Source organism: Allobosea sp. 05T433 (assembly GCF_056396065.1).
Genome location: NZ_JBFTKS010000015.1, coordinates 126,706 through 140,277 on the forward strand (window position 1 = coordinate 126,706; position 13,572 = coordinate 140,277).

The window sequence follows — 13,572 nt, forward strand, 5'->3', positions numbered from 1 at the left end:
TCGGCAACCCGTCAGGCAGCCGTGGCGCGCCTGCCCAGCTTCTTGATCGCGTCGGAGAGCGAGCCTGCCGCGTCGTCATAGCCTTCCCAAGCCTTGGTCGTCTTCAGCAGGCCCGGCACGGTCCGCACGGTAAAACGCTTGGGGTCGAGATCGGCTTTGACCTGCGGCCAAGTCAGCGGCATCGAGACCTGAGCGCCCGGCCGTGCCCGCGGCGACAGGGGGGCGACCGCCGTCGCCATGCGGTCATTTCGCAGATAGTCGAGGAAGATGCGGCCATTTCTGAGACGCTTGGCCATATTGACCACGTAGCGTGAGGGCTGTTCGGCGGCGAGTTCCGCGCAGATATGGCGAGCGAAATCTTTCGCCGCAGGCCACTCGATCTTGTTGCGCTTTCCAGCCGCCAAGGGCGTGACGACATGCAGTCCCTTGCCGCCTGTGGTCTTGCAGAAACTGGCCAGTCCAAGCGCATCCAGCCGTTCGCGCATCTGGCTTGCGGCCTCGATCACCTCACCGAATGTCACGCCGGGCCCTGGATCGAGATCGAAGACCAGGCGGCCCGGCGTCTCCGGATCTCCGGGCGCGCAGTTCCACGGGTGAAGCTCGATGCCGCCGATCTGGGCCGCCGCCGCCAACGCCTCGATCCGATCGATCTGGAGATAGGGCTTCTTGTCGCCAAAGACCCGGACGAGTTCGAACAGGTTCGAGGTTCCCATGCCGGCGTGGCGCTGGAAGAACATCTCGCCCGTAATTCCATCGGGCGCGCGCACAAGCGAACAGGGCCGGCCCTTGATATGGGGCATCATCCAGTCGCCGACCGCCGCGAAATATTCGGCCAGTTCCTGCTTGGAGACAGGCCGGTCATCCCCCGCATTCGGCCACAAGATCTTCTCGGGGTGGCTGATACCGACCCCCATGACAGTGGCCCTCTCGCCCCGACGGCGCGAGGATACCTGTTTCGGCTGCGGCGTCTCGGTGCCTTTCGGATCGGCGGGGAGGTCGGTTTCCACCTCGTCGGCGGGCTTGTCTTCGCGCAAGCCCTTGAAGGCGGCCTGACGAGCCATGCCATCCCCGGTCCAGCCGGCAAACTCGATCTCCGCGACAAGTTCGGGCTTCAACCAGGTGACCCCGGGCTCGCGCTTTGGAGAGCCGGCCCCTTTGAAGGGCGAGGCTGTCGCGGCCGCCGCCTTCAGCTTTGGCAACAGCGCCTGCACCTTGGCGGCGCTGTAGCCCGTACCCACCCGTCCGATATAGACAAGATCCGACCCTCGATTGACGCCGACCAGAAGCGACTTGAATTTGCCGGCCGTCGTGGACCATCCGCCGATCACGACCTCGTGCCCGGCGCGGCATTTGGCCTTCGTCCAGCTGTTGCTGCGCCCTGACACATAGGGCGCATCGACCGCCTTCGAGACGATGCCTTCCAGGGAGAGTTGGCAGGCCGATTTCAGGATGGCGTCGCCGCCGGTCTCGAAATGTTCGACATAGCGCAGGATGACGCCGTCGCCGTGGTCGTCGAGAGTCTCCTTCAGACGCTCCTTGCGCTGCAGGAGTGGCAGCTCGCGGAGATCGGCCCCGACGCTGAACAGCATGTCGAAGGCGAAGAAGATCAGATCCTCCGTCCTGCCCTCCGAAATGGCGGCCTGGAGGGCGGCAAAATCCGGCGTGCCATGCTTGTCGAGCGCGACGATCTCGCCATCGATGATGGCATCGGGCAGGCTCTCTCCCGCCTTGGCGATCGTTTCAAAACGGGAGGTCCAATCGAGCCCCTTCCGCGTCTTGAGCGTGACGGTCCCGCCCTGGACCCGCATCTGGATGCGATAGCCATCGAACTTGATCTCATGCACCCACCCGCCACCATTGGCGGGACGCTCGACACTTCGGCATAGCTGCGGCGCGATGAACGGTGGCATGGGGGCCGGGCGAGATCTCTTGGGAGATCCGGATCGTTCCGGGCTTCGTCTGCGCTGCGCGGCCAGACCCTTCCGGCTGTCCCATTCGGCGTCAGCGGCGAGGGCGTCCTTCGCGAGGAGGAATGGCTTGGGCGAACGCCCCTTGCCGGCCGCGATCGCGTCCATGCTGCGGCCGGAGGCAACGGACGTGTCGGCCTTCAAGACCGCATCACCGTCGCCATCCACGGAATGCGCGTCCCGGTGCTTGATCAGCAGCCAGTTGGTGCGCTTGCCGCCATCCCGGTCATGACGCATCCGAACGAGGACAAAGCTGCCCTCGAGGCGCTCGCCGTCCAGAACGAACTTGAGTTCGCCCTTTTCCAGTTGGCGCTCCGGGCTGATCTTGCCCTCCGGCTGCCAGTAGCCGCGATCCCAGAGCAGAACCGTCCCCCCACCATATTGCCCCTTGGGTATGGTCCCTTCGAAATCTCCATAGGGCAGGGGGTGGTCTTCCACCTCGACTGCGAGGCGCTTGTCGCCAGGATCAAGCGAGGGGCCCTTGGTCACCGCCCAGGACTTGAAGACCCCGTCCAGTTCCAGGCGCAGATCATAATGAAGCCGGGTCGCATCGTGCTTCTGGATGACGAAGCGCAGGCGGTTCGATTTCGAAACCGCAGCGTCTCCGTCAGGCTCCCTGGTCTTCTCGAAATCGCGCTTCTGACGATACGCCTTGAGCTTTTCCAAGTGACACTCCGCGTTCGCGGCTGAGCTTGCACGCAAGATGCACGTCCTGGCGGCACTCCCAAAGACATCACAGGAACAGGCGCGGGAAATGATTGTTCCGAAACTTCGAGAGCTGCGATGTCAGGGCGCGCGTGAGGTCCAGCTGAAGCGCTGTCTCGCGCGCGCCGAACCATGAACAAGCCATCCTGATCGTCAATTAGCACCGGTACCTTAGGATGAGCCGGAATGGGTGTGAGGATCTGGAATGCAGTCGAGTTCTGTGAAGCGTGAGCCAGGCGACCTGTCAATCATCGTTCCCGCCCAATCCGGACGGTCAGTACGCGTATCGGGTGGCGATATCATCCGCATCGTCGATCCGAAGGGGCAGCAGGTCGCCGATCTCTGGGCCTTCGTCACCTCGCCCCGACTCGACTGGCTGAGCACGGCCCAGACCCGAGACATCAACGAGCGATTGTTTCCCAAGGTCGGAGAAAGCTTCTACAGCGACCGCGGCGTTCCGTTGCTGACATTGGTCGAGGACGGATCACCCGGTCCGCACGACATGCTGTTTCCTGCCTGCAACCGTGAACTCTACGAGCGGGCCGGGCTGCACGATCACCCAAACTGCAGGGACAACCTGCTCTTGGCACTTCAGGACGAAGGCGTTGCGCTACCCTTCGTACCCGATCCGGTCGACCTGTTCCAAAACTCGCCTCCGCAACCAGACGGTCGGCTTGAAGTTCTCCCGTCGATCAACCCGCCTGGCGGGTATGTCGTCGTTCGCGCCGAGTACGATCTTCTCCTGGTCGTTACGGCGTGCTCCGTCGATTTCCATCCAACGAACGGCGGGTGCTGTACAGAAATTGAAATCGAAGTCGTTCGCAGCTCACGCTCTTCGTGATGGGGTGACCAGATCGCCATGCACTGGCCAGCGGGCTCATTTGACGCAATGATCGAGCGCGGGCTGGTGAATGATCCTGCCAGCCGCGCAATCAAACGCGCACTATGGGCCAAACATAAAGGCCCTGGCTCCATGGGAGGAGAATTCCATGCTCGTCGGCGTGCCCTGCGAAATCAAGGACAATGAAGCGCGTACCGGGCTCGTCCCGTCATCCATCCGGGAGTTGGTCCATCATGGTCACCAGGTCATGGTCCAGTCGGGCGCAGGTCTTGGTGCCGGCATCACCGATGAGGACTACGTCGCGGTCGGCGCCAAGATAGTCGACGGGCCGGAGATAATATTCGCAGAAGCCGAGATGGTGGTGAAGGTCAAGGAACCCCTGGCCCAGGAGCGAAAGCGTCTGCGGCCCGGACAGATCCTGTTCACCTATCTGCACCTTGCTCCCGATCCTGCGCAGACCCGCGATCTCATTCAATCCAAGGCGATCTGTATCGCCTACGAGACAGTCACTTCACCCTCCGGCAGCCTGCCGCTTCTGGCGCCGATGTCCGAAGTGGCGGGCAGACTCGCACCTCAGGTCGGCGCACATGCCCTGGAGAAGGCCCAAGGGGGACGCGGCATCTTGCTGKGCGGTGTGCCGGGTGTCCCGGCAGCGTCCGTCGTGATTCTCGGCGGAGGCGTGTCGGGCACGCATGCGGCGACCATCGCCATTGGCATGGGAGCGCAGGTGACGGTCGTGGACCGGTCGGCGGAGCCGCTGAAGCGCCTGGCCACCCAGTTCGGCAATGCGATCACCACCGTCTTTTCCACGCAGGCGGCGATTGAAGAGCTCGTCAGGCAAGCGGACCTGGTGATCGGTGCKGTGCTGATCCCTGGCGCGTCGGCGCCCAAGCTGGTCAGCCACGATATGATCCGCACCATGAAGAAGGGCGCCGTCGTCGTGGACGTGGCCATCGATCAGGGCGGCTGTTTCGAGACCTCAAAGGCCACCACGCATTCCGACCCGACCTATATCGTCGATGGGGTCGTGCATTACTGCGTGGCCAACATGCCTGGCGCAGTCGCTCGCACCTCCACCTTCGCGCTCAACAACGCGACATTGCCCTTCGTACTGGCCATCGCCAATCACGGCTGGCGCGAGGCTTTGAAGCAGGATCCGCACTTGCGCCAAGGCCTCAACATATGCGTCGGGCAGGTCACCTGCGAGCCCGTGGCACGGGCTCAAGGCCTGCCATTCGTCGAGCCCCTCGCGGTCATTGATCGCGCATGAATGCAAGCAAGGTTCCGGTCTAAAGCATCGGCCCGAAAAGTAGATTGCGGTTTTCGGGGCAAAGCCGATGCAAAGACAAAGGGTTAGATCATCGGACTGGATACGATATCCGGTCCGATGATCTAGCAGGGCAACGCTCGCCGCGCGGCGACAATGCTTGTCGGGAATCTTGGCCCTGGGGCGCGGATTGTCGGTTCAACGCGCCTTCGGCTTAGCCGGACATGCCGGGAACCATTTGGCGCGGTCATCCACGCATGGATGACCTCAGATCGGGAACGATCTCTGGCTGCAATCCGATCGTCGCGTAAGTCTCCGGCAGATTATTGGGAACATCGCGGCATCTCGCCACTTATGGAGGAAAGGCCGCAGGAGCCGGACGACAATGGCCGACGCGCATGGATCTCGCAGCCCTGTCGTGGAGCCCAGCAAGCCGCGGCTCCTGCATGTTCTGGGGCCCGGGCTGATCACTGGCGCATCTGATGACGATCCAAGCGGGATCGCGACCTATTCCCAGACCGGGGCGCAGTTCGGCTATATGACGACCTGGACGCTGGTCTTTTCCTATCCCTTGATGAGTGCCATTCAAATCATCAGTGCCCGGCTGGGACGCACCACAGGACATGGGATCGCAGGAAATCTGCGTCGGCATTATCCCGATTGGCTGGTCTATGGCGGCGTAACCCTGCTTCTTGTTGCAAACATCATCAATATTGGAGCTGACATCGGTGCGATGGCAGATGCCTTGCGCCTGCTCGTGGCTGGTCCGCAGCTCGTCTATGTCATTATATTTGGCATTGCTTGCATCCTTATGCAGGTTCTACTGGAATACAAAACGTTATGTCAGTGTGTTGAAATGGCTGACGATCGCCCTTTTCGCTTATGTCGGAACCCTGTTTTTTGTAAAGATCGATTGGTTGGAATTGGGGCGGAGTCTTATACTTCCAAGCATATCTTTAAGGGCTGATTATTTGACTGCAATCGTCGCGATACTGGGAACGACGATCAGCCCTTATCTGTTCTTTTGGCAGGCCTCCCAGGAGGTCGAGGATATCAAGGCGAATCCGAAGCGCGAACCGCTCAAGGAGGCGCCCCGGCAAGCCGATGACGCCAGGGCGCGCATACGGCTCGACACTTTTGTGGGTATGGGATTTTCGAATGTCATCGCGCTGGCAATCATGGTCACGGCCGCAGCCACGCTGCATGCCAATGGCGTGACGGACATTGAAAGCTCTTCGCAAGCTGCGGAAGCATTGAAACCCGTCGCTGGCGTCTTTGCCGAAGGACTTTTCGCGCTTGGCATTGTTGGGACCTGCCTGTTGGCCGTCCCCGTTCTCGGCGGATCAGCAGCCTATGCCGTCGGCGAAACGCTGCGCTGGCCGACGGGGCTCGATCGCAAGCCGAAGCATGCGAAGGCGTTCTACGTCACAATTGCGGTGGCAACCCTTTGCGGAGTGGCGTTGAATCTGACGCCGATCAATCCGATCAAGGCGCTCTACTGGAGCGCCGTCATCAACGGCATCGTGGCCGTTCCGATCATGGTGCTGATGATGGTGATGGCAACCCAGCCACGGGTGATGGGCGTACAAACGATCGGCCGTGGACTGACCTTCTTTGGTTGGCTTTCGACCGCTGTGATGGCCGTCACCGCCATTGGAATGGTGGCTACCAGCCTCCTGTAGCACGGCGTGCACAGGGCGAAACGCGCGGACAACACGTCTGCAATCGCGGCAGCGGCCTGGCACACTGGCGGTAAGGAGCGTTGGGCATCTCTCCAAGGCTCCCTCTGCCGGCTTCGGCATATCGCTTCAAACCGCAGCGCCGCCGGGGGGGGCGCCCTGTGGACGACGCAGGCATCGACATCTGGGTGGGAAACCACGGCGAGGTTTCAGTGTCGCATCGGCTCAGCCTGGACTGGTTGAACTTCCTGTTGGCGGATTTGCGTGGGGGCCTTGGGCCCTATGTCAACGTGTTCCTCCTGACGGATGTCGGGTGGGATCAAGCGACGATCGGGGCGCTCCTGACCGTAAGCGGGCTGATCGGCATTGCCTTTCACGCCCCGATCGGCGCCTTGATCGATGCCACGCGGGCCAAGCGGGCCCTCATAGTCGGCGGGGCCTGGGCCCTGGCGACGCTGGGCGCTGCCATTGCGACGGTCCCGACACTCGCCGTTGTCTTCGTCGCGGACGTCAGCATGGCGCTGCTGGGGGCCGTCTTTGCACCGACGATTGCGGCGATCACGGTGGGAATGTTCGGGCCGCGCGGCATTGCCCGGCAACTTGGGCGCAATGCCGCGTATGACCGCATCGGCAATGTGTTCATTGCTGCACTTGCTGCGCTGATCGGCACCCATTTCGGGCAACGCGGCGTCTTCTACATGCTTCCGCTGTTCGCAGGATTGGCGACGATTGCCGCGCTTTCGATTCCCGCGAGCGCGATCGACCATCAATTGGCCCGCGGTCTCGAAGGACCGAGCCGCGACCGGGGCGGTCCCTATGCATGGCGACGGCTGTTTGCCGAGCGGCCCTTTGCGGTGCTCGCGATCGGAGCTGCATTGTTCCATTTCGCCAATGCGCCGATGCTGGCCCTTGCGAGCCAGAAGCTTGCCTTGGAGGCCAAGGGCTTCGAGACGGCCGTGACGTCCGCGGCGATCATCGTCGCCCAACTGGCGACGATCCCGATGGCTTTCCTTGTCATGCGGGCCAATCTCATCGGTGGGAAGTGGCTGCTGACGCTGGCATTCGCCGCTGTGCCTTTGCGCGGCATCCTGTTCGCGCTTGTCGATGACCCCTACTGGATGATCGGCTTCCAACTTCTCGACGGAGTCGGCGCAGGGCTGTTCGACGTGTTGCTCCCGCTTATTCTTTATGGTGCCGTCCGTGGCAGCGGTCGTTACAATATGGCTCGCGGGATCATCGGCACGATTCAGGGCATTGGCGGTGCGTCGAGCTATGTGTTTGCCGGCAGTCTCGTGGTCTGGGCCGGATACAGCGTTGCCTTTGCCGTGCTGTCCGCAGTGGGGCTGGTCGCGCTTATCCTGATGGTGATGGCAATGCCGGAAACGGTCCCCCGGATCCAGGCCGGGCAGGCTGCCGGCGGTCAAGGCGTCCGAACTTTTCCGCCCGACCGGAGTTGCTAGCTCGCCGTCCCGGCAGGCGTCAGCGGCGTTTGGAGAAATCGGATGCGGATTGCGCAAGTTGCACCGCTGGCCGAGTCGGTTCCGCCGAGACTGTATGGCGGGACGGAGCGGGTCGCGTCCTGGCTCACCGAAGAGCTTGTTCGGCAAGGACATCAGGTCACCCTGTTCGCATCGGCCGATTCAACGACGTCCGCCGAGCTTGTCGCTTGCGCACCGCAGGGCTTGCGACTTGCGGGCATTCGCGATCACACCGCGAGCCATCTTGCGATGCTTGCGAAGGTCCGGGCGCGTGCGGCTTCCTTCGACATTATTCATTTCCATCTCGATCTGCTGCAGCATGCCTTGTTCACGGATCTCGCGCACAAATGCGTGACGACGCTCCATGGCCGCTTGGACCTGCCCGATTTTCTCCCGGTCTATGAGACCTTCCCCCAGATGCCGCTGATATCGATTTCCGATTGCCAACGGAAACCGATGCCGGCAACTGCGAATTGGCTGGCAACCGTCCATCACGGATTGGGTCCGGGCCTTTGCCCGTTCGACGCGCGGGGAGGGGCGTATCTGGCCTTCCTCGGGCGCATCACGCCGGAGAAGCGGCCGGATCGGGCGATCGAGATCGCCAAGCGTGCCGGCATGCCGCTCAAGATCGCGGCGAAGGTCGATCCGGTTGATGAGGAGTATTTCAGGACCCGAATCTTGCCGCTGCTCGATCATCCCTCAATCGAGTTCATCGGGGAAATCGACGAGGCGCAGAAATCTGCGTTCCTCGGCGGCGCCTGCGCCCTTCTGTTTCCGATCGATTGGCCAGAGCCGTTCGGGCTTGTGATGATCGAAGCGATGGCGGCGGGAACGCCGGTTATCGCCTGGCGGAACGGTTCCGTGCCTGAAGTCGTAAGGGATGGCGTATCCGGGATCCTCGTCGACTCCATCGCTGAAGCCGTTGCCGCGGCAAAGCATAGCGTTGCCATGGATCGCCTCCAGGTCCGGCGGTATTTCGAAGGCCATTTCACCGCCGCCCGGATGGCGACCGACTATCTCGACGCCTTCGATCACCTGCTGCGTTCGCCAGGGGACACCCGAAGGGCCGCAGAATAGACGCAGAACCATGACCCAATCCGCGCGGACCTGCCTGATCTCCAGCGAGGAGGAGCAGTGGGATGAATGAGCACAGCGTCGCCGCAGGCGAGCGCCAGATCCCGCCTCTGCAGGAACAACTGGCCGAGCACGCCCTCGATGCCCACCCGTCGCTCGTAGAGCGCCCATTGCGCACACTGAAGGCGGGCGATGCGTTCGCTGTTCTCGACAGCTATGGCGACCTGGGTATCACCCCCGACACGTCGGAGGGGTTATTCTGCAACGACACCAGGCACCTTTCGCGGCTGCAACTCTTCTTCGAAGGCAAGCGTCCACTCCTTCTCAGCTCGGTCATCCAGGACGACAATGCTTCCTTGACCGTCGATCTGGCCAATCCTGAGATTGCCCGGAATGATGGCACGACCATCATTCCGCGCGATGCGATCGCCATCGAGCGGACAAAATTTCTCTGGAACTCCGTTTGCTATGAGCGTGTCGGATTGCGCAATTTCGACCGTGTTCCGCACGAGTTCAAGATTTCCTTGTCTTTCGCGGCAGATTTCCGGGATCTCTTCGAAGTCAGGGGTATGAAACGCGCGCATCGCGGCGAAGTCGACGTCCTCATGTCTTCGCAGATTGCGCGTTTCCTCTATCGCGGCCTCGACGACAGGGTGCGCAGAACCGTTCTTCGATTCGAGCCTGAACCTGTTCAATTGACCAGGGACTTTGCGTCATTTCAATTTTCGCTCAAGCCAGGCGAGCGAACGTCGCTCCTTATCGCCATCGCCTGCGACGTGCTTGACGCACCCAATCGAGACATTCGTTCCGGAGAGGACGCCCCCGGCGCCCCACCTCAGGGCTTTGCCAAGGCCTACCAGGACGCTCGCCGAGACCTGCGCGCTCTGACTTCCAATATTGCCAAGGTAGAGTCTACGAATACACTCTTTTCAGATCTTATCTATCGCTCGACATCGGATCTTTACACGCTCATGACCCGGAGCGCCGACGGAGTTTACCCCTATGCTGGCATTCCGTGGTTTTCGACGATGTTCGGGCGCGACGGCATTATCACGGCAATGATGTTGCTATGGACCGATCCCTTGGTGGCGCGGGGCGTACTGCTGCAGCTGGCGAAGGCACAGGCCATCGCCCCTGACCCTGAAGCCGATGCGCAGCCGGGCAAGATCCTGCATGAACGACGACACGGAGAGATGGCCAATCTCGGCGAGGTTCCATTCGGACTCTATTACGGCTCCGTGGATGCCACCCCGCTCTTCGTCATGTTGGCCGGCCAGTATTTTGATCGAACAGGCGACCGGGCCACGATCGAGCAGATCTGGGCCAACGTCGAGGCCGCACTTCAATGGTGCGACACATTCGGAGATCGCGACGGCGACGGGTTTGTTGAATACTATCGCGAGACGGACAATGGCCTAACCAATCAAGGGTGGAAGGATAGTCACGATTCGATCTCGCATGCCGATGGCTCCTTGGCTCAGGGACCGATCGCCCTCGTCGAGGTTCAGGCCTATGTCTATGCCGCAAAGCAAGCTGCAGCCACCATGGCGAGCGCTCTCGATCTCGGCGAGCGCGCCCACGTCTTGCGGCGTGAAGCATCGATCTTGCAGGAGCGGTTCGATCGGGCTTTCTGGTGTGAGGATATCGGCTCCTACGCATTGGCGCTGGACGGAAACAAGCGGCAGTGTCGCGTCCGCTCTTCCAACGCCGGTCATGCTCTGTTCGGTGGCATCGCCTACCCCTCGCGGGCGGCGCAGGTCGCCCAGTCACTCATGAGTGAAGGGGGGTTCAGCGGCTGGGGCATTCGCACGCTCAATGTCAATGAAGCCCGCTACAATCCGATGTCCTATCACAATGGCTCGGTGTGGCCTCATGACAACGCGCTGATCGCGCTCGGCTTCAGCAATTACGGCCTGAAAACTGAGGCTGCACGGCTGTTCGAGGCGATCTTTGACGCGGCCGCCTATCAGGAACAGCGCCGCCTGCCGGAGCTCTTCTGCGGCTTCCTGAGACGGCGTCGACGTGGACCGACTGCCTATCCCGTCGCTTGCTCGCCTCAGGCCTGGGCTGCAGCCGCGCCCTTCGCGATGCTGGCCGCTTGCCTGGGGCTGCAATTGCCGGCGGCGACGAACGAGGTCAAACTCCTGGATCCCGTCCTGCCTTCGTTTCTCGACGATGTGACAATTCGCGGGCTGAGACTTGGGGCCTCACGATTCGATGTGCGCGTGCATCGGCATGAGAGCGATGTCACGATCAATGTCCTGAAGCGGTGGGAAGACAGCAACGCTCGCGTCGTTCTGGTCAAAACCAAGTAATCCGGGCAGGGGGGCTGCGCCTCCAGGACGAACTCGCCGGCGACCGAGGTTGCGCGGATCGGTGTCCATGCTTTCCGCGCCGCAGGGAGTAGGCGATGCCTGCATTGCCTCGGAAGCAGAGGGGGTCTTTCTGGCAAGCGTCGCTTCAATTTTCAGACGTGATTTCAATCTCTTCGAGGCAAGAGTGAACGATCCGCTTCGAAGCTGAACCGGATTCCAATTTCCGGCCGGATGTTCTAATCACACGCGATGGATACCGTCGCGCCGCATGAACTCTTTCCCCATGTCCGCATCGTAATGGGCATGATCATCGGCCTCGGCATCACCCGGATGCTGACCGGCATCGCCGGTTTCATCCAGCATCCCGATCGTTATCGCGTCTCGATGCTTCACATGCTCTGGGTCGGCTCGATCCTGCTGGAACTCGTGCTGTTCTGGTGGTGGGAATTCGGGCTGTCGCGCATCCCCAACTGGAGCTTCGGCGTCTACATCTTCCTGATCGGCTACGCGATCGTGCTCTATTTGCTGTCGGCGCTGCTGTTTCCGGACAACGTCGCTGAATATGCCGGCTACGAGGACTTCTTCATCAACCGGCGGCGCTGGTTCTTCGGCCTCATGGCGACGTCCTTCATTCTCGACGTGGTCGATACCCTGATCAAGGGCACGGAGCGCTGGACCCAACTCAGCGGCGATTACTTGATCCAGGTACCGATTGGCCTGGCTCTCTGTCTCGTTGCCTGTGTTTTCGCGCAACGTTGGGTCCAGATGTCCATGGCTGCCGTGCATCTTGCCTATCAGGGCTATTGGATCGGGCGCATCGTCTACAACATGCAGTGACGACGCGGCCCGATCGGAACTTCAGCCGGAACGAGCCGGGTCGCGACTGCAGGCGACCTTATGGAAACCTTGCGCGCCAGTGCCTGAGCCAGGGCGCCGGCAAGGGCGGCAGCAAGGCGCTCGACCGCTCCTCGGCAAAAGGCAGGTTGATCGGCAGTGCGAGGGTTGGGTACGGTGAGCCATCGTCACTGCATACTGGCCTTATGCTGCAAACCTCCGCTCGACTGCCTGATCGGCAGTCCCTTTCCGGCAATGCCGTGCTCGTCGGACAGAAACCGGGCCGGTCATTCGTCGAGTGAAGGGCTGCTTCCCCTCCCGGTAACGTGTTAGGTTCCCGATCGATGGACGAGACGACTCAACAGCTCATTGAGATGCTTGAGGGCTCCCCGGTCCTGGTCGCCCTGTATGACCAGTTCGACCGGCTTCGAAAGGCGAACCGAGCCTTTCGCCAGGCCTATTCCATCCGCGCCAGCGAGGATCCGTCCTGGTCGGAGATCATGCGCCGGAATTTTTCGGCGGAAACGGGGACGGTCGTTCGAACCAAGAATTTCGAGGAATGGCTGATCTCGACGCAGTCGCGGCGAGGCAAGGTCGGGTACCGCGCCTACGAGACCGATCTGCATGACGGGCGGTGGCTCTGGATGACCGAGATGGTCAGCGATGACGGCTGGATGCTCTGCATCGCGAGTGTCACGACCGATCTCCATTCCGACAAGAGAACTCTGCGCCAGGACCGGGACAGTGCGGTCAAGGCCTCGTACACGGACGAACTGACGGGGATCGCCAACCGCCGGTTCGTGATGGCCCGGATCGACGACATGCTGCTTCAACGGCGCCTGGACAGCCGGCTGACGGGCTGCCTGGCCGTTCTCGATATCGACCATTTCAAGGTCATCAACGATCGCTTCGGGCATGCGGCCGGGGATGAGATCCTGTGCAGATTTGCCAAGGAGATCCACGCGAATGTCAGGCGCTCCGATTGTTTCGGCCGGGTCGGCGGCGAAGAGTTCGTCCTGGTCATGCCCAGGACATCCGCTGCCGAGGCTGCGCTGGTCCTGGAACGCATGCTCATCGTCGTTCGGGCGATGAAGCCGCAAGGCGGCCATGGCGATTTTCGTTGCACCTTTTCGGCAGGAATCGCCGAGACGGATCCGACGGATGTATCGCTGAGCCTGTACGCACGTGCCGACAAGGCCCTCTATGCCGCCAAGTCGAGAGGCCGAAACTGCATCGTCGCGGCCGAAGGCGAAGCCGAGCGATCCCCCCAATCGATCGCGCCGTAGCGCGCAATTCTCATTTACAGCCGGGAGACACCGCCATCGCTCGCAACGTCTCGCGAGGATGATCTGGAGGGCGAGCGGGCCAAGCCATGACGGCCGGAGCTGGACTGAAAGCGCGCCGGCGGGCGT

8 protein-coding genes and 1 pseudogene are annotated in these 13,572 nt (G+C 61.7%); 8 read left to right on the forward strand and 1 reads right to left on the reverse strand.

The window, feature by feature from the left end; genetic code table 11:
- Nucleotides 1–11: 11 nt before the first annotated feature.
- Nucleotides 12–2,633: a DNA ligase D gene (ligD, locus tag AC1DGP_RS20850; protein WP_441491016.1), complete on the reverse strand. Its 2,622-nt coding sequence runs from the start codon at nucleotides 2,631–2,633 to the stop codon at nucleotides 12–14.
- 244 nt (nucleotides 2,634–2,877) lie between these two features.
- Between ligD and AC1DGP_RS20855 the strand changes: the two genes are divergently transcribed.
- The 8 genes and pseudogenes from AC1DGP_RS20855 (at nucleotide 2,878) to AC1DGP_RS20890 (ending at nucleotide 13,446) form a co-directional block, all read left to right on the forward strand.
- Complete coding sequence (locus AC1DGP_RS20855) at nucleotides 2,878–3,513, forward strand: DUF1989 domain-containing protein (RefSeq protein WP_476832487.1); 636 nt, start codon at nucleotides 2,878–2,880, stop codon at nucleotides 3,511–3,513.
- 148 nt (nucleotides 3,514–3,661) lie between these two features.
- On the forward strand, nucleotides 3,662–4,783 hold the full coding sequence (ald, locus tag AC1DGP_RS20860) for an alanine dehydrogenase (RefSeq protein ID WP_476832488.1): 1,122 nt from the start codon (nucleotides 3,662–3,664) through the stop codon (nucleotides 4,781–4,783).
- Between the two features lie 382 nt (nucleotides 4,784–5,165).
- Nucleotides 5,166–6,462, forward strand: a pseudogene (locus tag AC1DGP_RS20865) (NRAMP family divalent metal transporter).
- A 158-nt stretch (nucleotides 6,463–6,620) separates the two neighbouring features.
- Complete coding sequence (locus AC1DGP_RS20870; protein WP_476832489.1) at nucleotides 6,621–7,919, forward strand: MFS transporter; 1,299 nt, start codon at nucleotides 6,621–6,623, stop codon at nucleotides 7,917–7,919.
- A gap of 42 nt (nucleotides 7,920–7,961) precedes the next feature.
- A complete protein-coding gene (locus AC1DGP_RS20875) occupies nucleotides 7,962–9,014 on the forward strand; it encodes a glycosyltransferase family 4 protein (protein ID WP_476832490.1) in 1,053 nt (350 codons plus the stop codon).
- 62 nt (nucleotides 9,015–9,076) lie between these two features.
- Entirely contained in the window at nucleotides 9,077–11,326 is a 2,250-nt protein-coding gene (locus AC1DGP_RS20880) for an amylo-alpha-1,6-glucosidase (protein WP_476832491.1), read from the forward strand.
- Between the two features lie 249 nt (nucleotides 11,327–11,575).
- On the forward strand, nucleotides 11,576–12,163 hold the full coding sequence (locus tag AC1DGP_RS20885) for a hypothetical protein (protein ID WP_476770981.1): 588 nt from the start codon (nucleotides 11,576–11,578) through the stop codon (nucleotides 12,161–12,163).
- Nucleotides 12,164–12,504: 341 nt separating this feature from the next.
- Complete coding sequence (locus tag AC1DGP_RS20890) at nucleotides 12,505–13,446, forward strand: GGDEF domain-containing protein (protein WP_441507758.1); 942 nt, start codon at nucleotides 12,505–12,507, stop codon at nucleotides 13,444–13,446.
- Nucleotides 13,447–13,572: the final 126 nt, after the last annotated feature.

Excerpts from the sequence above, each read along its gene's own strand:
- AC1DGP_RS20890 (WP_441507758.1), top strand. The coding sequence starts at position 12,505 with ATGGACGAGACGACTCAACAGCTCATTGAGATGCTTGAGGGCTCCCCG.
- AC1DGP_RS20885 (WP_476770981.1), top strand. The coding sequence starts at position 11,576 with ATGGATACCGTCGCGCCGCATGAACTCTTTCCCCATGTCCGCATCGTA.
- AC1DGP_RS20880 (WP_476832491.1), top strand. The coding sequence starts at position 9,077 with ATGAATGAGCACAGCGTCGCCGCAGGCGAGCGCCAGATCCCGCCTCTG.
- AC1DGP_RS20875 (WP_476832490.1), top strand. The coding sequence starts at position 7,962 with ATGCGGATTGCGCAAGTTGCACCGCTGGCCGAGTCGGTTCCGCCGAGA.
- AC1DGP_RS20855 (WP_476832487.1), top strand. The coding sequence starts at position 2,878 with ATGCAGTCGAGTTCTGTGAAGCGTGAGCCAGGCGACCTGTCAATCATC.